Genomic DNA, 19,196 nt, shown 5'->3' on the forward strand with positions numbered 1-19,196 from the left:
CTTACACCTGGTCCGAGGGAACGTCGACGACGATGCTGGCCAGTGAACCGGACATCTTGACCTGGCATCCCAGGCGCGAGGCATCGGTGCGCTCGGCGGTGGTGCAGTCGAGCATTTCGTCTTCGTCGTCGCTGACGGAGGGCAGCTCGGAAGCGAATTCGGGGCGGACGTAGACATGGCAGGTGGCGCACATGGCCTGGCCGCCGCATTCCCCGACGATGCCTTCGATGCCGTTGGTGACGGCGGCGCGCATGAGCGAGGTGCCTTCCTCGACGGTGACTTCGGTGGACTCGCCGGTTGCCTGGGCGAAGGTGATCGTGGGCATGGGGGATGGTTCCTTTGGGTGGTCGAGAAATGTGGGGTCGGTGGAGTGTGGGCAGGCCGACGGGCCTAACCCCAGGTGACCGGCATCTTGGTCATGCCGCGGAAGACCCAACCGGCGTCGATGCTGGGAGCGGTGGGGTCCAGACGCAGGTCGGGGATGCGCTCCAGCAGTGCAGGCATGGCGATCTGGGCGACCTGGGCACGGGCGATCCAGGTCCCGGCACAGAAGTGCACGCCTCCGCCAAAACCAAGGTGCGGCTTCTTGGGGCGGAAGATGTTGAAGGACTCGGGATCCTCGAAGACCTCCGGATCGCGGTTGGCGGCTCCAAGAACCACGCCGAGCCGGGAACCCTTGGGCAGATGCACGCCTTCGAGCACGACGTCCTGGGTGGTTTCGCGGGGGTACATGCCAATCGGGGCGACCCAGCGCACGGATTCCTCGAAGGCCACCGCATGCAGCTTGGCGTCGTTCTTCACGGCTTCCAGTTGCTCGGGGTGGTTCAGCAGGGCCCAGATGGTGGTGGCCAGGACGTCGCGTGGTTCGTTCAGTCCTCCGCCGATGGTCATTTTCAGGTTGGCGCGGATGGCCTCGAGCGGGATGGGCATGGACGCCAGCCCGGAGAGCAGCGAGTGGTCGGGATTCTTGGCCAGGTAGGGGAGCATCTCGTCAATGGCGGCATCGACCTCTGCGGAGGATGCGGCGCTTTTGTCCCAGATCTCCGGGTCATCGGCGTAGTTTCCGGTTCCGTCGATCATGGTCTGGCTCCAGCGCTGCATGTCTTGTTGCGATGCGTTGTGGAATCCGCAGATCAACCGCAGGTTCTCCGCGGTGTAGGGAGCCGCGTAGTCCCAGACGAAGTCCGCGCCCGGACCCTTTGCGACCAGCTCGCTCAGGTACTTCTCGTGGTTGACAGCAAAGATCTCGTTCCAGTGCTTCTTGATGGTGCCGGGACGCAGCGTGGAGCCGTAGGAGTCCCGGTCCACCTGGTGCTTCGGGTTGTCCTTGCGCAGCATGGAATGGCCCATGGCGCGCTTCATCAGCGAGTTGTTTTCATCGGCGGAGAAGCGTTCCTCGTCCTGTTCGATTTCATGGCACGCGGCGTAGGACGTCACCATGTAGCGGTTGACCGCGGGGACCCAGTGGACGGGTGACTCCGAGCGCATGCGCTGGTAGATCGGAAACGGGTCGGCGTGCAGATCCGGGATGGTCACCCAATCCGCCACGGGTGCTTCAACTCCGGTCATGGCTGCTGCAGGCGATGCGCCCGCCGCGGTTCCCCCTGCAGATTCCTCGACGGCCGATGAGGCACTGGTTGCGCCACTGAAGGGGCAAGTGGCGGTCGGGGTGTTCGATGCACTCATGGCGGTGGACTCCTGTATGAAAGGTCGGCTGGTTTCCTCCAGTGTGAGCCACTGCATAACATCGGGTAAAGTACGAGTTCTAACGGTATATCCACGTTTTTAGCGAGGTATTGTGGCCCGGTACACATTGAGGCAGTTGGAATGCTTTGTCGCCGTGGGGGAGCAGGGGTCCATTGCCGGGGCCGCGGCGGCATTGATGCTCTCACCGTCGGCGATCACCGGAGCACTGAACGAGCTGGAACGCGCATTCAATGCGCAGTTGACGATCAGGCGGAAAGCCCACGGCGTCAGCCTGACCCCGTCGGGCCAGTACGTTCTGTCCCAGGCCCGGGGGCTGCTGCATGCCGCCACGGACCTGCAGGTCATGGCAGCCGACGCTGGCAAAACCTTGCGGGGCAAGGTTGTCATCGGATGCTATTCGTCTTTGGCTCCCACGCTGTTGACCGAGCTCATGGCGGAGTATGGAAACCGACACCCGGACGTGGAGCTGGATTTTTTCGCGGGAACCCAGCAGGAAATCCACGAGAAACTGCTTTCAGGCGAACTGGACCTGGCCATTGCCTACGATCTCACTGTTCCCCCGGGGCTGACCCGCAAACGGTTACGAGAAGCCGTGCCCGTTGTCGTGCTGCCGGCGGACCACCCGCTCGCGGCACTGGATACGGTAGCGCTCGCCGAACTTGTCGACGAGCCCATGATCTTGCTTGACGTGAACCCGAGTCGCGAGAACACCGAGATGATGTTTTCCGCGGCTGAGCTGACACCTTGGATCCGCTTCCGCACCACCGACTTCGAGGTGACCCGTTCGATGGTCGCCCGTGGCATGGGGTATGCGATCCTGGTCCAGCGTCCGGCCGTAGACGTTTCCTACGAGGGGCGACCGTTGGTGGTTCGCCAGATCCATCCGGCCGTGCGCCACGTACCGATATCCATGGTTTGGAGCGAAGGGGTTCGGCTGTCCAGGAGCGCCGAGGCGATGCTCGAACTTTCACTCGAGTTGCACCGACGGTAGCTGCGAACAGAGAACCTCGCCAAACGCGCCCACAACGCACCAGAGTGAGGAAAACCGATTGCCGGGGAGGACCTGGAACCGATACAGCAGCAAGAGTGAACGGGGAAACGATCCATGATTGCCTGGGTTTGAACTCCGAGGCCAGCCGTTGGTGCGCGCCCTTCCGCCGCCATTGTGTGCATTGGTCCGTCAAGGTCGAGACCCAATCCCTCCTCCTGGATTCCGGTGGAGGATTTACCAAAAAACGGGGTGGCCTGGATCAGCCAAAGATCCCGCTCTTCATGATGTTGATGGCCGCCGGCCCCAGGATCACGATGAACAGCGTCGGGAAAATGAAAACCAAAAGCGGAAACAGGATCTTGACCGGCAACTTCATCGCCGTTTCCTCGGCCCGCTGCCGGCGCTTGATGCGCATTTGGCCCGCCTGCGTCCGCAACACCCTTGCGATGCCAATCCCGTACTTGTCTGCCTGGGCTACCGCCCGGACGAAGGACTTGAGGTCCGCAACGGAGGAGCGGTCGGCCATCGCGGCGTAGGCTTCCCTGCGCGAACGACCCACCTGCATCTCCTGGAGTGTGCGTCCCATTTCCTCCGCCAGAGGACCCTGTCCTCCCGCGGCCACACGTGCCATGGCGGATTCCAGACCCAGCCCCGCCTCAACAGAGATCAGCAGTTGGTCCAGCGTGTTGGGCAGCTCCAACTGGATCGCCTGCTGGCGCTTGATGCCGTTGTTGTAGACCAGAAGGTCCGGCAGGAAATAACCGAATGCCGTCAGGGCCACGCCGAGAACGAATATGCCCGTTCCCGGGTTGGACGAAAACAGGAGGACACCCATCAGGGCACCGCCCAGCGCCAACAACGGCTTCATCATCAACACGCGATCCAACGGCCACGATGCCGTCCGGCCGGCCATGGCCAGCATGCGGTCCAGTTTCGCCGCGTAGCTGCCGGGTGTCAGACGCCGGGCCAGTGCCGCGAATTCGTTGTCGCCGCTGCTTTTGATTTCTTCGCCGGTTGCCACTGCGGACCTCGAAAGGTTTTGCCGCACCAGCACCAGTTGGTTGCGGTCCACCGAGACGAATCCCCACACGATGAACGAGAGCGGCAGCACCACCAGCGCTATGGATATCCATCCGATGGCTGTTATTCCCATGGTCTTCCCCCTAGAACTTGATCTTGACCATGCGGCTCATCCAGAAGGAGCCGATCGCCATCATGATGCCACCCACCACGAGCATGCCGATGCCCAGTGGATGGCTGAATAGTGTCCCGATGTAGCCCGGATTCATAAGGAACAACAGGCCGCTGATCCCGAACGGCAGTCCCACCAGGATGTACGCCGAGAACTTGCCCTCAGCGGACAGGGCCCTCACCTGTCCCTTGATTTGGGAACGCTCGCGGATCGTCTCGCCGACCTGGTCCAACACCACGGCCAGGTCTCCGCCGACCTCGCGGTTGATCTGGATCGCCCCGGCCACCCAGGAGAAGTCCTCAGACCTCATGCGCACCGCGGTCTCCAACATCGTCTGTTCGGCGTCGCGCCCCACCCGTGACTCATTGACGATTCGGCCCAATTCCTCGGCCATCGGCGAATCGAACTCCTGTGCTGCGCCGTCGAGGGCGCGCAACACCGAGTGTCCCGCACGCAGGCTGCCGGAGATGGTCATGATCATGTCCGGCAGTTGGTCTTCGAATTTGGTCCTACGTCGTTCTGCGCGTATTTGCAGGAAAGCCCAGGCGCCGGCCGGGATAAGTACTGCAAGGAGCACGGCGAGACCGGCTCCGCCCAGGAGCAGGCCGAGCACGCCGGCGGCCAGGGCCGCGGACCCTACGAGGACCAGGAATTCCGCCGGATCCTGTTTGACGCCCGCGGCCTGCAGCGCGCCCCGTCCAAAGGGCCCGCCCGCGCTTGTGGTCGCGTTGCGCTCCACGGCCCTGACCGTGGCACCGCTGAAGCGGCTGAGCAGGGACGGCGACTGAAGGGCCGCCTCGCCCATCCGGCGTCGTTCGATGGGCACCTCGGCGCTGACGGGCCTCAGCACCACCAACAACAGCAACAACATGGCGGTGAGCCCAGCGAGTAGACCGGCTGCGAGCAGGATCCCCTCCATGGTCACCACCGGCCCTTGCTGGCGCCCGCTTGGGCACCGGTTCCCGCTCCGGCGCCGCCCGACGCGCCGAAGATCCCCGGCGGAAGTTTGACGCCGACCTCGTGGAAGTGGTCTAGGAAGCGGGGCCGCACGCCGGTCGGAACCGGTTTGCCGAGGAAGCGTCCTTGGGCGTCCATGCCGGCCGAATAGTCGAAGAGGAACGCATCCTGGAGCGTGACAACCTCACCCTCCATGCCCTGAACCTCGGTCAGGTGCGTCACGCGGCGAGTGCCGTCGCGGAGCCTTGTGAGGTGCACGATCAGGTGCACGGCGGAGGCCACCTGCTCGCGGATGGCGCGTAGCGGCAGATCCATGCCGGCCATCAGGACCAGCGTCTCGAGGCGGGCGACGGCGTCGCGCGGGGTGTTGGCGTGGACGGTGGAGATGGAGCCGTCGTGGCCGGTGTTCATGGCCTGCAGCATGTCCAGCGCTTCGCCGCCGCGGACCTCGCCCACCACGATGCGGTCCGGCCGCATGCGGAGGGAGTTCTTGACCAGGTCGCGGATGGTGACGGCGCCCTTGCCCTCGATGTTCGCCGGACGACTCTCCAGCCGGACGACGTGGTCCTGCTGGAGTTGCAATTCCACGGCGTCCTCGATGGTGACGATGCGCTCGTCCAATGGAATGAAGCCGGACAGGACGTTGAGCAGCGTGGTCTTGCCGGTACCGGTGCCGCCGGAGACGATGATGTTCAGCCGTGCCTTGACGCAGGCCTCCAGCAGGTGGGCCATGTCCGGGGTCAAGGTACCGAACTCGATCAAGTTCCGTACTGTCAGCGGATCCTTGGAGAACTTGCGGATCGTGATCGACGGTCCGTTGACAGCCAGCGGCGGGATGATCGCGTTGACTCGGCTTCCGTCCTCGAGCCGGGCGTCCACCAACGGCGAGGACTCGTCGATGCGCCGTCCAACCTTGGACACAATACGCTCGATGACGCGGCGCAACTGGTCCTCGGAACTGAACGTGGCGTCGGTCGCCTCGAGCTTGCCGTTGCGTTCCACGTAGATCTGATCGCGGCGGTTCACCATGATTTCACTGACCTCGGGGTCCTCCAGCATGCGCTGCAGTGGACCCAACCCGAGGACCTCGTCGCCGATGTCCCGGATCAGCCGCCGTCGTTCCTCGGGGGAGAGCGGCACTTGCTCGGCGTCGATCACCTGGCTGAGTTCGTCGCGGGCCAGCTTGCGCAGCTGTTCTTCGGTGAGCGACGGGTCGGTGATGCGAGAGCCGAGGCGCTCGAACAGGGCCTCGGCGGCACGTGCCTTGAGGCCGAACAGGGCGTCCACGGTCCCTCGTCGCGCCGGAGCGGCAGGCGCTTCGGCAAACGCAGCGAGGTCGGATTCGGGCAACGGCACGACGCCGGGTTCTTCGCCACTCAGCGGCGGGGTCCCCGGGTCGGCATCGACTGGACCCGGCTCCGCGGGGACGGAAGCCGGGATCGGCGGCAGCGCCACGGCGTCGACAGGGATTCGGCCGTCAGGCTTCGTGGCGGGCTCCGGCGCGCCGCGGCGGGCTGCTGTGAGGCGGCTGGCGAGGTTCATCGGACCACTTCCCTGCGGTGGATCTTGCGGTTGCTGGCCGATTGGTCGGCGTCGAAGCGGCGCGCAAGCTTCATAAGTCCGCGTGCCGCGGCATCGTGAGAGTGGTCGGTCAGCAACGGCGTCCCCTTGTTGGTGCTGAGCGGGACGGCGCGGGACCGGGGGACCACGGCGTCGACCGGGACCCCGATGGAGGCCTCGACGTCCTGGATCGTGAGGCCGCTGCGACGGTCCGCGAAGTTCAGCACCACGTGGCGCCCCTGTGGGATGAGCTGGAGCTCGCGCAGGACGCCGAACCCCGTGTTCAGCCCGCGGATGCTGGGCACGTCCATGCCGCACACCCACACGGCGTCGGTGGCCTGTTCGAGCGCCGCTAGCAGGTGTTCGCCGAGGCCGGGTGCCGTGTCCAGGACCACGTACCGAAACTCGGCCGCGAGCTGGTTGATCAGCACGGCGACCTGTTCCGGGGTGATGAGGTCCGCGTCGGCCGGGCTCTTGGGCCCGCATAGCGCGTAGACACCTGTGTCGTCGACCGTCAGGAAGGCCTTGAGGACCATTGAGTCCTGGACGGCTGAGCCGAAGACGGCGTCGGTGATGGTGTGCTCGGGATCCACGTTAAGGGCGCCGGCGACGTCGCCGAACTGCAGGTCCAGGTCCACGATCACCACCCCCATCGGGGCGGTCTTCGCCAGCCCGACGGCAAGGTTGGTCGCCACCGTGGTCTTGCCCACGCCGCCCTTGGGCGACATGACCGCGACTACGCGACCCCGGCGCCGTTCATTGGAACCGCCGTCGCCGGACTGGCGCCGCCGCCCGTCAGTGGACAGGCAGGCGCGCTCCAGGAGCACGCGCAGGGTGGCGGGGTCGGCATCGGGTTCCGTGATGTCCCGGACACCGGCACGCATGGCAAGCATGACCAGCTGCGGATCCGCGCCGGCGGTGAGCACCACGGAGATATCGGGGTTCAGCAGGTCCAACGCGGTGGCCAGTCGGAGGGCGGCCTCACGGTCAGTGTCCGGGCCCAGGAGGACGACGTCGGTCGTCTCGCCGATGCTGCGAGCGAGCAGATCGTGCGGCGAGAGGTTGGCGGCCCCGGCTGGGATGCGCTGGACGGCGCCGGGCATGGCACCCTTGACGGCGGCCAGGACGCGGCGTTCGAACTCGACGGAGTCTGTCAGGAGCAGGAAGCGGCTCATTTCAGCACCTGGTTGATTTCCCAGACGCGGGTGTCGCCCTTGTCGGTGTCCTCGTTCTGCTTGGTCAGCCAGACCAGGCCGAACTCGCGGGTGTGGATGATCTTGGCCGCCTGGGCGGAGTCGACGCCGAAGGTGACATAGGCCGAACCGACCGGCAGCGCCGCAGCTCCCTCGGCGGTGCTTTCCGCCTCGCCTGCCGCGATCTGGATGGCGGTGACCAAGACCTGCTCGTCGAGGAGCTTGGTGATCTCGACTTCGTCGGCGTCCTTGTCGTTCTTTTCCTTGACCGTGAAGCTGCCAAAGACGCCCACGGTGTCCCCGGCGCGGAGGTTGCCGCCGGCCACGCGCTCGGGCTCCAGAAGGACGGTGATCTCCTGTTTTCCTTTGGGGACCTCGACGGTCCCGGGGGTGAGGAGCGAATCCTCTGCGATGAGTTTGGCCGCCAGGAGTTGCTCGCCAGCGGTGACCGCTTGCGCCAAAATCTTGCCGTCCTGGTCCGCGAGCGTGTCCAGCGCATCGTTCGGCACGGCGACTGCCGGCAGGCTCTGCTCCTTGAATGCCGTGGTCAATTCTGCGACCGGGGTGCCGGCCGGCACGTCGCGCGTGGCGACCAGCACCTTCACGGGATCGAGCGACGATTGTGCGCGGGCGTCCGCGCCTTGCACATAGGTGAGGAGTAGAACCGTACCGACGATTGCCAGTATCAGTGCTGCTATGCCCCCAAGCAGCCGTGTCTTCATTGTGTGCCCCCAAGGCTTGAAATGGCTATTGCGTAGTTCGGTTTAGCTAACTGTCGGTGACGAGTAGCTACTCGCTGAGCGATGGCGGCCGTGTGACGCCGAGATCCGTTCCGCCCCCGCCCGTTAGCTCGTCCTCATCCAATAAGCGAACGAATTCCCCGTATATACCCCGGCACGGGTCTGAGCAACCCGGGTACGAACTTAGTTCGAAATTTTCAGATTCCTTGCTGCCACCGGAGAACTTCCAAGCGTAGATACGAAATGCGGCGATCCCCTGGATCGTGAACTTGCCACCGCCAGTACCTGTGACTTTAGAAAAAATGGGAAAGTAGACCTCTGCGTAGCCATTGGCCTTTGCTTCAATGACCCAGTCATCCAGTTTCGTTTTGCACTCGGTGCTCGGAGTGCCCGGAATGGAGCTGCCTTCCGAGCCGTCATAAATAGTTTTGACTGTCAGGTCTAGCGTCAGCACGCACGCTCCGTCTAATGTACCTGAGACGTCCGTCGTAGGATCCAGGTATCCCCAACCGCCTGGAACGGGGTTTGCTGCGTGATAGTTTGAACTGCAGGGGAGCTGATCAGCTTGGTCCTTGTATTTGAGCCACGACTTCCCGGACGAGGCAGCATTTGTTGCGATGAATTCGTGCAGAGCGCATTCCGAGAACGCCAACGGAAATGCAAACGTGCCTCCCATGGGCCCTCCCCAAGTCGCGATCGAAGTAGCGTTCACGAGTGTCTCGTCGAAGCCCCATATATTGGCAAACCAGAGGCCGACAGAGTCATTCTCGGGGATCTCGTCGGCAGTAGTCATGACGGATACCTGTCCCGGTATCACGTTTGCGTACTCAACGCCGCTGCTTCCCTCATTGGCGCTCAAGCCCGCGATTTCTTCGGCCGTGCCGACTGGATCCTCGCAATCGGCCGACCTCATATCGGTAGCGCACGCATTCGCAATGCTTAACGCTGCGTTGTCGGCTCCAGTCTGGAGTTGGGCCTTTTCCCAATAGAGCCGCCCGACGTCGATTGAGATCGCTGCGAATCCGAGAAGCGCAATCATCATGAAGGCAACAACGACGGACACGGCACCGCCTTCGTTGGACTCCGTCATCCTCCGCATCGCATTGCTCCTTGTCCCCAGAGCGTGTCCCGATCTGTGAGAAAGCCGAACCAACCGCTCAGGGATTCGTATGGGACCGAAACAACGACGACAACTGTTGAGCCCTCAATGCAAGCGCCGGTCGCCTGAGATGACGAAGCTGTCACCCCGGCGACGGATGGAGCTGCAAGCTGAACTGCGTCGGTCAGGTTGAAGCCCGCCTCGCCGTGGTGGATTGCGTAGGCGCGCGCGCCCTCACGTGCTGCCTGAGTGAGTGAAATTTGTTGGTTAAACAGAAAGCCCAACTCCGCGATGCCCAGGAGGATAGCTATCAGAACGGGAAGTACGAGAGCGAACTCCACGGCGGAAGCACCTTTGGAATCCATGAGTCGATGTCGCATCTTGCGATCCTTGAGTAGAAATTACTGGCTGTGATCACTCGGTGTGCTTTCCGTCGTCAATTGGCCGCTGGCGGCATTTCGACAGTTGTTGCTTGACGGAGGCAGCGCTGACGACGGCTGTACCGCCGTTACTGTGCGTGGAGGGCGAGCGCTAGATGCACTCGCCCCCACGTCGCAGCACGGCTTACGGAATGGTGGGGATTTTATCCTTGACATCCTCGAAGAGGCCGCTCAGTCCAGTGCCGAGAAGCGTGACCATGCCGATGATGGCGACAGCGATCAGCGCGACCATGATGCCGTACTCGACGGCTGTGGCGCCCTTCTCCTCGCGGCGTAGCTTACCCGCGACGGTGGACAGGCCAATGTAGATGTTTGCGAACAAGGTGTTCATGATGAAACTCCATTTTCTGCGTCAAGAAGGTGCGAAATTCTTTCGCCCCCCAGCGAATCATTCTTGATGAGAAATTATTGGAGGAATGAAGTGGTCCCCAAGAGAAACTAGACCCCATTAGATGCCAATTACATTTGTAATCCCCCCAGGCGGTTCCCCAACCACTGGCATCTGATTTGGAGCTTAGGAGAGTTTTTTGAACTTGTAAAGAGCTCGCGAGTAGAGAGTTCGGCGAGACTCTTCAAAAGTGCTCGCGAAATAGGTCATTGCCTCATTTAGGAAATGCTCGCAAAGCCCTACCCGGCTGCAGGGCGCTTTGGTGTGCTTGGACGATGGTATACGGGGGGACGATGGGCGCGCGCAACGAGATTAGAATGACGAAAGCCCTGGCGTATTCCAATGCCTCGAAAAGGAACGAGAAGTTATTTTTTTGACCGCCTCGTGACTGAGATCGGGTGGCCACCGGCCAACCCCGCCGGCAGCTGGGCCACCCCCTCAAACGCAAGGGGCGGGCCGCCCCGGCACCTCGCGAGTCACGGGCACGCACCTACGGCCATGACACCGTCACTAAACTTCTGCGCTGGGAATGGCTCGTTCCGGCAGGATGACATAGTGCGCTTGAATATCCGGCAACAGTGTTTGAACAAGCGAATCTTGATTCGAATTGTTCAAGGGCTGGGAATACCCCTTGCCCACCGTTCGTGCAGGTGGGGCGGCGGGGCGGCTTGAATCAACCAACTACTGCCCTCAGTGGTTTAGGCGCGGCAAATAAACTCCAAGGATTTTCGTCGCTTTCACCACCCGGTGCAACCGCAAACCAAACGCGAGAGGTCTTTTCGGCATGGAACACCTCCCGCGGGTGTGATAGGCGCACGACGCGAGGTCACGAGGATTGCCAGGCGTCCGTGATCGCTTAATTCCGACAGACCTGACTCTGGTCGGAAATGAACCCGTGGAGCATACTTGAGGGGCAGGAAAACCCACACACACACACACCGGACATTGGAAGGCGTGCGGACATGGTTGGCTCATGGCAAGCATTGGTAATTGACTGCGAAAACCCCGACACCTTGGCCAGTTTCTATGAGGCACTGCTGGGGATGGTTCGAGTTGAAAACGACGACGATTGGGTGGGCATCGGCGATGCGCCGGATCGCCCGGCCATAGCCTTCCAGCGTGTGGATCCATACGTCGCACCGGAGTGGCCTGGGCATCTTCATCCGCAGCAGGCCCACATTGACGTCAGGGTCAAGGACCTTGACCTGGCCGAAACCGAAGTTCTGTCCATGGGTGCAACGTCCATGGGATATGGCTCGAAGACTTACCGTGTCTACCTTGATCCGCAGAAGCATCCGTTTTGCTTGGTCAGCTGGTGACTGCCAGCGTTTTGGACAGGCTTTGCCCGGTATCGGGGTAGCCCTTCACCGGTGTTCGGGTAAAAAAGTTGAGAGGTGTTTCACTGGATGAGGCTACGCCCAAATTTTTCAGTAGCTTCACGCGGGAATGCCCTGTCAAACGCAGGTCCAAGTCGGCGCGGATGTCATCCAGGATCGACTCGATGACCTCGAGATTTTCTCCCGGCACAAGGCGAATGGTTGCATTTGGGCTGCTCGTTCTTCGCGATCCAAGGAGGTAGCGCCACGGAACGTGCTGGCCGCTACGGCTGCGAATGCCCTGCTCGCTCTCGTCAACTTGTGAACCTTCCTGGTCCGCCCGTCCCGTTGCGCCCTCGTGCCTTGCTGATGCGTGCGGTCGTTGTACGGACCGGTGCGGAAAATCGTTGGGATTCACGGTACCGGGGGTGGGGAACGCCCAGGACGCAGTGCCCGGCACGTCCTTGCTCCAAACGGGGCGCCAAACACGCGATCGGCAAGGCCCGGGTCGTCCCCTCGATCCTGCACGTGCGGCCCAGGTATTGGTCAATTAAGCTGACAAGCGTAATTCGTGCCCGGATTCGGTCCTGCCGCTGCGTGTTTGAGAGAATATAACCATGGAACCCCTCGGTAGTAGCTCGGCCCGCGCGCAGGGCAAAAAAATCACCATCAACGCCTCGACCCTCTCCTTCGCCGTCATGGTCACCATCTTCTTGGTGGCAGTCGTCTTCGCAGCGAACCAGAACGATGTCATCGGCTGGCTCGTTGTGGTGATTTCCTTGGGTTGGCTCCTGCTGTCGGCGTTCCTGGTCCTTGGACTCAAGCGGGGTGCGGCGAAGATGAGTACCCAGCTGAAGGCCGCCACGGCGGCAGCCGCCACCCGCGGCCAGGGAGGTCCAAGCACCAGCCCCGTGGTCATGGACGAGGCAACGCGGAATCGCGACCTGAAGCTTGACCACTCCTTCAAGATCATTCAGGTGCAGGTCGGTGTGGTGAACGAGTACCGGGCGCAGGGCGGCGAGGATGCCAAAGGCATGGTTGACCGCGCCCTGGAAACCATTGAGATCACCGCTTCCAACGCCCGTGACATGATGAAGCCGTCGGGCCGCGGAGAGCCCATGACGGGCGAGGTCATCGACTAAATATTCGGAGCCCTCGCCGGCACGGCGACACCCCGGCAATGCCGGGGACAACCCCTCGAACAAATATCGATAAGGTGGATGGCGTGATACCTACCTCAGAAGAGATCCTGGCCAAGTCCGAGCGTGCGGTGCGCGTTGCCTCGGTGAACGTCAACGGCATCCGTGCTGCCTACAAGCGCAACATGGCCGACTGGATCGATGCCCGCGACACTGACATCGTCTGCCTGCAGGAGGTGCGCGCGCCGGATGCGATCGTGCGCGAGCTGGTCGGCGAGGGCTGGCACATTCTGCACGCCGAGGCCAAGGACAAGGGTCGCGCCGGGGTCGCGGTGCTTTCGCGCGCCGAGCCGGCCGCCGTGCGCGGGCACATCGGCGAGGAATACTTCGCCGAGTCCGGGCGCTGGGTGGAAGCGGACTTCACCATGCAGGACGGCAGCACGCTGTGCGTGGTCTCCGCCTACGTGCATTCCGGCGAGCTGGGAACGCAGAAGCAGGAAGACAAATACCGTTTCCTCGAGCGCATGAATGTGCGCCTGGTCGAGCTGAAGGACGAGAAGGACCACGTGCTGGTGGTGGGCGACCTAAACGTCGTGCACACCGAGAAAGACATCAAGAACTGGAAGCCGAACCACAATAAGCGCGCCGGTGTCATGGACGAGGAGATCGCCTACTTCGACGGCTTCTTTGGCGCCGAGATCGGCTACAAGGACGTGGCCCGCGAACTGGCCGGCCCCGACGCACAGGGTCCCTACACCTGGTGGTCCTTCCGCGGGCAGGCCTTCGACAACGACGCCGGGTGGCGCATCGACTACCACATGGCCACCGCAGACCTCACGGCGAAGGCCATCAAGTCCCATGTGGATCGCGCCTCGGCCTACGATTTGCGCTTCTCCGACCACGCTCCGCTGGTCGTCGACTACCAGTTCTAAAGGACCAACCCCACGCATGAGCGAAACACTGGCCACCACCACCCGTCCGCGCGTCCTGTCGGGCATGCAGCCCTCGGCCGATTCCCTGCACCTGGGCAACTACCTGGGCGCCCTGGTCAACTGGGTCAAGGCCCAGGATGACTACGACGCGTTCTTCTTCATCCCCGACATGCACGCCATCACGGTCCCGCAGGATCCAGCCGACTTGCGCAATCGCACCCGGGTCACCGCCGCCCAGTACATTGCCGGCGGCATCGACCTGGAGAAGTCAACGCTCTTCGTCCAGTCCCAGGTGCCCGAGCACGCGCAGCTTGCCTGGGTGCTGAACTGCATCACCGGTTTCGGCGAAGCCAGCCGGATGACGCAGTTCAAGGACAAGAGCGCCAAGGGCGGCGCGGACGTCGCGTCGGTGGGACTGTTCACCTATCCGGTGCTCATGGCCGCCGACATCCTCCTGTACCAGCCCCAGGGCGTCCCGGTGGGCGATGACCAGCGCCAGCACGTGGAGCTGGCCCGCGACCTGGCCACCCGCTTCAACCACCGCTTTGGCGAGACCTTCGTGGTGCCGGAGGCCTTCATCAAGAAGGAAGGGGCGCGCATCTACGACCTGCAGGCCCCGACCTCCAAAATGTCCAAGTCCGCCTCCAGCCCCAACGGACTGATCAACGTCCTGGACGAGCCCAAGACCGTCGCCAAGCGCATCAAGTCGGCGGTCACCGACGCCGATACGGTCGTGGCCCACGACCGGGCCAACAAGCCCGGGGTCACGAACCTGCTGGAGATCCTCTCGGCAGTGACCGGAACCCCGATCCCGGCGCTGGTCACCGAGTTCGAGGGCAAGATGTACGGCCACCTGAAGGTCGCAGTGGCGGAGGCGGTCGTCGAGGCGCTGACCCCGGTACGGACCCGGACCCTTGAACTGCTCCAGGACCCGGCCGAGTTGGATTCGCTCCTTGCCGCCGGCGCCCTCAAGGCCCGCGAGGTTGCCTCCAAGACGCTGGCAGACGTGTACGAGCGCGTTGGCTTCATGGCTCCCCTGGGAGAGATCCGCTAGCAATGGGCACCAATGCAGGGGAAACGACCGGCACCGACGTCGCGCATGCGACGGCCCTCGGGGTGGTCATTGAGATCCCTGCACCGCACGACGCAGCACTGCGCACGTGGCTCCGGCGCTACGGCGGAGTGGCGGCAGCGGCCGTCGCCCCGCACATCACCCTGGTCTCCGGCTCCACCACCGACTGGGATTCCGCGGTGGAACATGTTCACAAGGTGGCTGCCCAGGCGGAGCCCTTCGAGGTCAGCGTGCGCGGGACCGGGACGTTTAGGCCCATCACCCCGGTGGTGTTCCTGAACGTGGAGAACGGCGCCGATTCGTGCAGTGAACTGCATGACGCGTTGGTTGACGGTCCCATGCGGCACGAGGTGGCCTACGGCTACCACCCGCACCTCACGATCGCCCACGAGGTCGAAGAGGCTGTCATGGACCTGGCCCAGGAAGAACTCAAGGGCGTATCCCTGAGCTTCACGGTCCAAAGGATTGGTCTCTTTGCCCTCGATGCCACCGGTGCCTGGTCGCTTCGTGAGGAGCTGGGTCTTGGCGGGCCGTCGAGCTAAGGGAACCACGGCGCCGGCTTGGGACACGGCCGACGACGTTGAGCCGGCCGCTTCGGCGAGTACGTCCATTGACCCCGTTGCCGGGGAACTTGGAACCCGGGCCCCCGGCGTGGTGGCCCGCCGCTTTGTCGGCGCTCCGGTCGTGGCCCCGCCTTCCCCTCTGGACCCGCGGGCACTTCACGCCTTCATCCGGCTGAAGGCGCAGGAACTTTACCAAGCGCGTGCCTCCGGCACGCCGTGGCTGCGCTTCAAGGCCTTCTGCCTCCTGCTCACCGCCAGGTTCTACGCGCTCTACCCCCTGAGGGTCTGGAACCTCTACGTCAGGCGCCGCGGACCGTTGCTGGCCGCCGGCAGCGCATACCGGATGTTCTTCTCGATCGCCGCGATGCTCGTGGCGGGGTTCGCCGTGCTGGGAATGTTTGCCAGCGAGAACCCGGTGCTGCGCGACGGCGTGATCGCCATGGTCGCGGCCGGCACACCCGGACTGCTTGACACCGGCCACGGGGGACTGGCCAACCCGGAACAACTCCTGGGCTTTCGCAGTTTCGGGCTCACCCTTGCCGTTTCCCTGGGCGCCTTGGTCTTCACGTCGTTGGGCTGGCTGTCCGGTCTTCGCGAGGGCATCCGCACCATCCTTGGCCTGCATCGGGACCGCTCCAACCCGGTGGTGTCCAAGCTGCGCGACGCATTGCTGTTGCTGGTCCTGGCAGTGGCCCTGATTGCCTCGAGCACCCTGGCCATTGCCAGTTCCTCGATGGTTGAATCCCTGTCGGCAGTACTCCACCTCAATGGGTGGTGGACCAACGCGTTGAGCAGGGTGGGCTTCGTCGTGGCGATGTTCGGCCTGGATTGCGCCACCGCATGGGTGCTCTTGCGGGTGGCTTCACGGGCCAAGGTCATTGACGGGGGACTGGCGGGTGGCGTCCTGCTGGCGGGAGCCGGTGCAACGATCCTGCGCTTCCTCTCCGCCATGTTGCTGGCCTCCTTGACCAACAATGCCGTGCTGGCGCCCTTTGCCGTGATCCTGGGGTTGTTCGTCTGGTTCAACCTGCTCGGACACGTGTACCTGCTCTCGGCGGCCGTCGTGGCCGTTCGCTCGGCGGACGTGGAACGCGCTCGCGCCAAACGCGCCTGACCGGCAAAAGCAGAGCTTTCGCCTTCCCTGGACACCCCCACATGGGCCCGCGCATGGGGTCCTGCCCCATGGCATGAGAATGGACTGCGCGGATGGCCGTCCCGTCGCCCGCCCACCCCCAGATACTGCGTTAAAGCAGTGTGGCCCGGCCTCCCCTCGAAGGGATGCCGGGCCACACGGGGGCCTAGTTGGAAACTAGATGGAACGGGCCAGGATGGCCTGCTTGACCTCGGCGATTGCCTGGGTCACCTGGATGCCGCGCGGGCATGCTTCGGTGCAGTTGAAGGTGGTGCGGCAGCGCCACACGCCTTCCTTGTCGTTCAGGATCTCCAAGCGCATGTCGCCTGAATCATCGCGCGAGTCGAAGATGAAGCGGTGTGCGTTCACGATTGCCGCCGGGCCGAAGTACTGGCCATCGGTCCAGAAGACCGGGCAGGAAGAGGTGCACGCGGCGCAGAGGATGCACTTGGTGGTGTCCTCGAACTTGGCGTGGTCCTCTGCCGACTGGTAGCGCTCCGCCGAGGGCTCGTGGCCCTTGTTGATCAGGAACGGCATGATCTCGCGGTAGGACTGGAAGAACGGCTCCATGTCGACGATGAGGTCCTTTTCAAGGGGCAGGCCCTTGATGGCTTCAACGGTGATCGGCTTGGAGTGGTCCAGGTCCTTGAGCAGGGTCTTGCAGGCCAGGCGGTTGCGGCCGTTGATGCGCATGGCATCGGAGCCGCAGACGCCGTGGGCGCAGGAACGGCGGAAGGACAGCGAACCGTCGTGGTCCCACTTGACCTTGTGCAGGGCATCCAGCACGCGGTCGGTGCCGTACATGGTCAGCTCAAAGTCTTCCCAGTACGCGTCTGCGGTGGTCTCCGGCAGGTACCGGCGGACGCGCAAGGTGATGTTGAACTGCGGGATTTCTCCGCCGCCGCCAACACCTGGCTTCAGCTCAATCTTCGATGCTGGTTCCGGAAGTTCCGTGCTCATTAGTACTTACGCTCCATCGGCTGGTAACGGGTGAAGATGACGGGCTTGGTTTCCATGCGGATGCCGGAAATGCCCTCGGTGGTGGCCGTTGCATCGCGGTAGGACATCGAGTGCTTCATGAAGTTCTCGTCGTCGCGGTTCGGGAAGTCCTCGCGGTAGTGACCGCCGCGGGATTCCTTGCGGTACATGGCGGCTGCGGTCATGACCTCGGCCATGTCCAGCAGGAAGCCAAGCTCGATGGCCTCAAGCAGGTCGAGGTTGAATCGCTTGCCCTTGTCCTGGACCGAGACGTTCTTGTAGCGTTCGCGCAGTTCCTCAATGACCACGAGTGCACGGTTCATCGAGTCCTTGTCGCGGAACACCTGGACGTTGGCGTCCATGATGTCCTGCAGTTCCTTGCGCAAGACTGCAACGCGCTCGGTTCCGGTGGAGTTGATCATGGCATCGATCTGGTTGGCAGTGAATGCCTCCGGATCCTCGGGAAGCTCAACGAACTCGGCGCCCAGGGCGTACTTGGCAGCGGAGATGCCGGCGCGCTTGCCGAACACGTTGATGTCCAGCAGCGAGTTGGTGCCCAGGCGGTTGGAGCCGTGCACCGAAACGCAGGCAACCTCGCCGGCGGCGAAGAGGCCCGGGATCACGGTGTCGTTGTCCTGGAGGACCTCGGCTTCGATATTGGTCGGGATGCCGCCCATGACATAGTGCGCGGTCGGGAAGACCGGCACCGGCTCGGTGTACGGCTCCACGCCCAGGTAGGTGCGGGCGAACTCGGTGATGTCCGGGAGCTTGGCATCGATGTGTGCCGGCTCCAAGTGGGTCAGGTCGAGCAGCACGTAGTCCTTGTTCGGGCCACAGCCTCGGCCTTCGCGCACCTCGTTGGCCATCGACCGGGCGACGATGTCACGCGGTGCGAGGTCCTTGATGGTGGGGGCGTAGCGCTCCATGAAGCGCTCACCTTCCGAGTTTCGCAGGATGGCGCCTTCGCCACGGGCTGCTTCGGAGAGCAGGATGCCCAGGCCGGCCAGGCCGGTCGGGTGGAACTGCACGAATTCCATGTCCTCGAGCGGGATGCCCTTGCGGAAGGCGATGCCCATGCCGTCGCCGGTCAGGGTGTGGGCGTTGGAGGTGGTCTTGAAGACCTTGCCGGCGCCGCCGGTGGCGAAGACGACGGACTTGGCCTGGAAGACGTGGAGTTCTCCGGTGGCCAGGTCGTAGGAAACCACGCCTGCAACGCGCTTCTGCTTGTAGGCGGTGCCGTCCTCGCGGAAGGCATCCTCCTCAACCATGAGCATGTCCAGGACGTAGTACTCGTTGTAGAACTCAACGTTGTGCTTGACGCAGTTTTGGTACAGCGTCTGCAGGATCATGTGTCCGGTGCGGTCGGCTGCATAGCACGCGCGGCGCACGGCGGCCTTGCCGTGGTCGCGGGTGTGGCCGCCGAAGCGGCGCTGGTCGATCTTGCCTTCCGGGGTTCGGTTGAACGGAAGACCCATCTTTTCCAGGTCGAGCACAGCGTCGATGGCTTCCTTCGCCATGACCTCGGCTGCGTCCTGGTCAACCAGGTAGTCCCCGCCCTTGACGGTGTCAAAGGTGTGCCATTCCCAGTTGTCTTCTTCTACGTTGGCCAAGGCCGCACACATGCCACCCTGTGCCGCACCGGTGTGCGAGCGGGTTGGGTAAAGCTTGGTGAGGACGGCCGTACGTGCGCGCTGGCCGGATTCAATGGCCGCGCGCATGCCTGCGCCGCCTGCTCCGACGATCACGACGTCGTACTTGTGTACCTGCATACCTGATGCTCTCTTTTCTTGAATTCTC

At 63.3% G+C, this 19,196-nt stretch carries 20 protein-coding genes; 7 read left to right on the forward strand and 13 right to left on the reverse strand.

The features are described 5' to 3' along the window. Position 1 precedes the first annotated feature (1 nt). Both ABD687_RS18190 and ABD687_RS18195 read right to left on the reverse strand, forming a co-directional pair. Positions 2–325: a 2Fe-2S iron-sulfur cluster-binding protein gene (locus tag ABD687_RS18190; RefSeq protein WP_302262832.1), complete on the reverse strand. Its 324-nt coding sequence runs from the start codon at positions 323–325 to the stop codon at positions 2–4. A 65-nt stretch (positions 326–390) separates the two neighbouring features. Continuing rightward, complete coding sequence (locus tag ABD687_RS18195; protein ID WP_302262831.1) at positions 391–1,686, reverse strand: cytochrome P450; 1,296 nt, start codon at positions 1,684–1,686, stop codon at positions 391–393. A 136-nt stretch (positions 1,687–1,822) separates the two neighbouring features. On the opposite strand from ABD687_RS18195, the gene ABD687_RS18200 reads away from it, so the two are divergent. Further along, positions 1,823–2,698: a LysR family transcriptional regulator gene (locus ABD687_RS18200; protein ID WP_302262830.1), complete on the forward strand. Its 876-nt coding sequence runs from the start codon at positions 1,823–1,825 to the stop codon at positions 2,696–2,698. Positions 2,699–2,957: 259 nt separating this feature from the next. Here ABD687_RS18200 and ABD687_RS18205 read toward each other — a convergent pair whose 3' ends face one another. The 8 genes from ABD687_RS18205 to ABD687_RS18240 form a co-directional block, all read right to left on the reverse strand. Further along, positions 2,958–3,851 (reverse strand): type II secretion system F family protein, encoded by an 894-nt coding sequence (locus ABD687_RS18205; RefSeq protein WP_310289184.1) that lies wholly within the window; start codon positions 3,849–3,851, stop codon positions 2,958–2,960. A gap of 10 nt (positions 3,852–3,861) precedes the next feature. Continuing rightward, positions 3,862–4,809, reverse strand: a complete 948-nt coding sequence (locus tag ABD687_RS18210) for a type II secretion system F family protein (RefSeq protein ID WP_310289181.1) — start codon at positions 4,807–4,809, stop codon at positions 3,862–3,864. Positions 4,810–4,811: 2 nt separating this feature from the next. Beyond that, a complete protein-coding gene (locus tag ABD687_RS18215; RefSeq protein ID WP_310289177.1) occupies positions 4,812–6,389 on the reverse strand; it encodes a TadA family conjugal transfer-associated ATPase in 1,578 nt (525 codons plus the stop codon). Then, positions 6,386–7,582, reverse strand: coding sequence for a CpaE/TadZ family protein (locus tag ABD687_RS18220; RefSeq protein ID WP_310289175.1), 1,197 nt, complete (start codon positions 7,580–7,582; stop codon positions 6,386–6,388). The genes ABD687_RS18215 and ABD687_RS18220 overlap by 4 nt, the downstream gene beginning before the upstream one ends. Next, a complete protein-coding gene (gene cpaB / locus ABD687_RS18225; RefSeq protein ID WP_310289172.1) occupies positions 7,579–8,322 on the reverse strand; it encodes a Flp pilus assembly protein CpaB in 744 nt (247 codons plus the stop codon). Before cpaB ends, ABD687_RS18220 begins: the two co-directional genes overlap by 4 nt. Before the next feature lie 67 nt (positions 8,323–8,389). Then, a complete protein-coding gene (locus tag ABD687_RS18230) occupies positions 8,390–9,403 on the reverse strand; it encodes a TadE/TadG family type IV pilus assembly protein (RefSeq protein WP_310289169.1) in 1,014 nt (337 codons plus the stop codon). Positions 9,404–9,426: 23 nt separating this feature from the next. Next, positions 9,427–9,819, reverse strand: a complete 393-nt coding sequence (locus tag ABD687_RS18235) for a TadE/TadG family type IV pilus assembly protein (protein WP_310289166.1) — start codon at positions 9,817–9,819, stop codon at positions 9,427–9,429. A 184-nt stretch (positions 9,820–10,003) separates the two neighbouring features. Beyond that, positions 10,004–10,210, reverse strand: coding sequence for a Flp family type IVb pilin (locus ABD687_RS18240; protein WP_310289163.1), 207 nt, complete (start codon positions 10,208–10,210; stop codon positions 10,004–10,006). A 1,019-nt stretch (positions 10,211–11,229) separates the two neighbouring features. Between ABD687_RS18240 and ABD687_RS18245 the strand changes: the two genes are divergently transcribed. Continuing rightward, positions 11,230–11,586, forward strand: coding sequence for a VOC family protein (locus ABD687_RS18245; protein ID WP_310289160.1), 357 nt, complete (start codon positions 11,230–11,232; stop codon positions 11,584–11,586). Here the strand turns inward: ABD687_RS18245 and ABD687_RS18250 are convergent. Then, on the reverse strand, positions 11,576–12,043 hold the full coding sequence (locus ABD687_RS18250) for a hypothetical protein (RefSeq protein ID WP_310289157.1): 468 nt from the start codon (positions 12,041–12,043) through the stop codon (positions 11,576–11,578). The genes ABD687_RS18245 and ABD687_RS18250 overlap by 11 nt on opposite strands. Before the next feature lie 157 nt (positions 12,044–12,200). On the opposite strand from ABD687_RS18250, the gene ABD687_RS18255 reads away from it, so the two are divergent. The 5 genes from ABD687_RS18255 to ABD687_RS18275 all read left to right on the forward strand — a co-directional run bounded on the left by ABD687_RS18255 (position 12,201) and on the right by ABD687_RS18275 (position 16,403). Further along, a complete protein-coding gene (locus ABD687_RS18255) occupies positions 12,201–12,725 on the forward strand; it encodes a hypothetical protein (RefSeq protein WP_302262818.1) in 525 nt (174 codons plus the stop codon). Positions 12,726–12,907: 182 nt separating this feature from the next. After that, on the forward strand, positions 12,908–13,654 hold the full coding sequence (locus ABD687_RS18260) for an exodeoxyribonuclease III (protein ID WP_377700321.1): 747 nt from the start codon (positions 12,908–12,910) through the stop codon (positions 13,652–13,654). 16 nt (positions 13,655–13,670) lie between these two features. After that, positions 13,671–14,708: a tryptophan--tRNA ligase gene (gene trpS / locus ABD687_RS18265; protein WP_310289152.1), complete on the forward strand. Its 1,038-nt coding sequence runs from the start codon at positions 13,671–13,673 to the stop codon at positions 14,706–14,708. A 2-nt stretch (positions 14,709–14,710) separates the two neighbouring features. Continuing rightward, positions 14,711–15,268 carry a 2'-5' RNA ligase family protein gene (locus tag ABD687_RS18270; RefSeq protein ID WP_310289150.1) on the forward strand — a complete coding sequence of 186 codons (558 nt, stop codon included), beginning with the start codon at positions 14,711–14,713 and terminating at the stop codon, positions 15,266–15,268. Continuing rightward, on the forward strand, positions 15,249–16,403 hold the full coding sequence (locus tag ABD687_RS18275; RefSeq protein WP_302262815.1) for a YihY/virulence factor BrkB family protein: 1,155 nt from the start codon (positions 15,249–15,251) through the stop codon (positions 16,401–16,403). The genes ABD687_RS18270 and ABD687_RS18275 overlap by 20 nt, the downstream gene beginning before the upstream one ends. Before the next feature lie 195 nt (positions 16,404–16,598). Here ABD687_RS18275 and ABD687_RS18280 read toward each other — a convergent pair whose 3' ends face one another. Then, positions 16,599–17,381, reverse strand: coding sequence for a succinate dehydrogenase iron-sulfur subunit (locus tag ABD687_RS18280; RefSeq protein WP_264268295.1), 783 nt, complete (start codon positions 17,379–17,381; stop codon positions 16,599–16,601). After that, complete coding sequence (sdhA, locus tag ABD687_RS18285) at positions 17,381–19,168, reverse strand: succinate dehydrogenase flavoprotein subunit (RefSeq protein WP_310289147.1); 1,788 nt, start codon at positions 19,166–19,168, stop codon at positions 17,381–17,383. Before sdhA ends, ABD687_RS18280 begins: the two co-directional genes overlap by 1 nt. Positions 19,169–19,196 lie beyond the last annotated feature (28 nt).

The sequence above is a fragment of the Paeniglutamicibacter sulfureus genome (genome assembly GCF_039535115.1).
Taxonomy (GTDB): domain Bacteria; phylum Actinomycetota; class Actinomycetes; order Actinomycetales; family Micrococcaceae; genus Paeniglutamicibacter; species Paeniglutamicibacter sulfureus.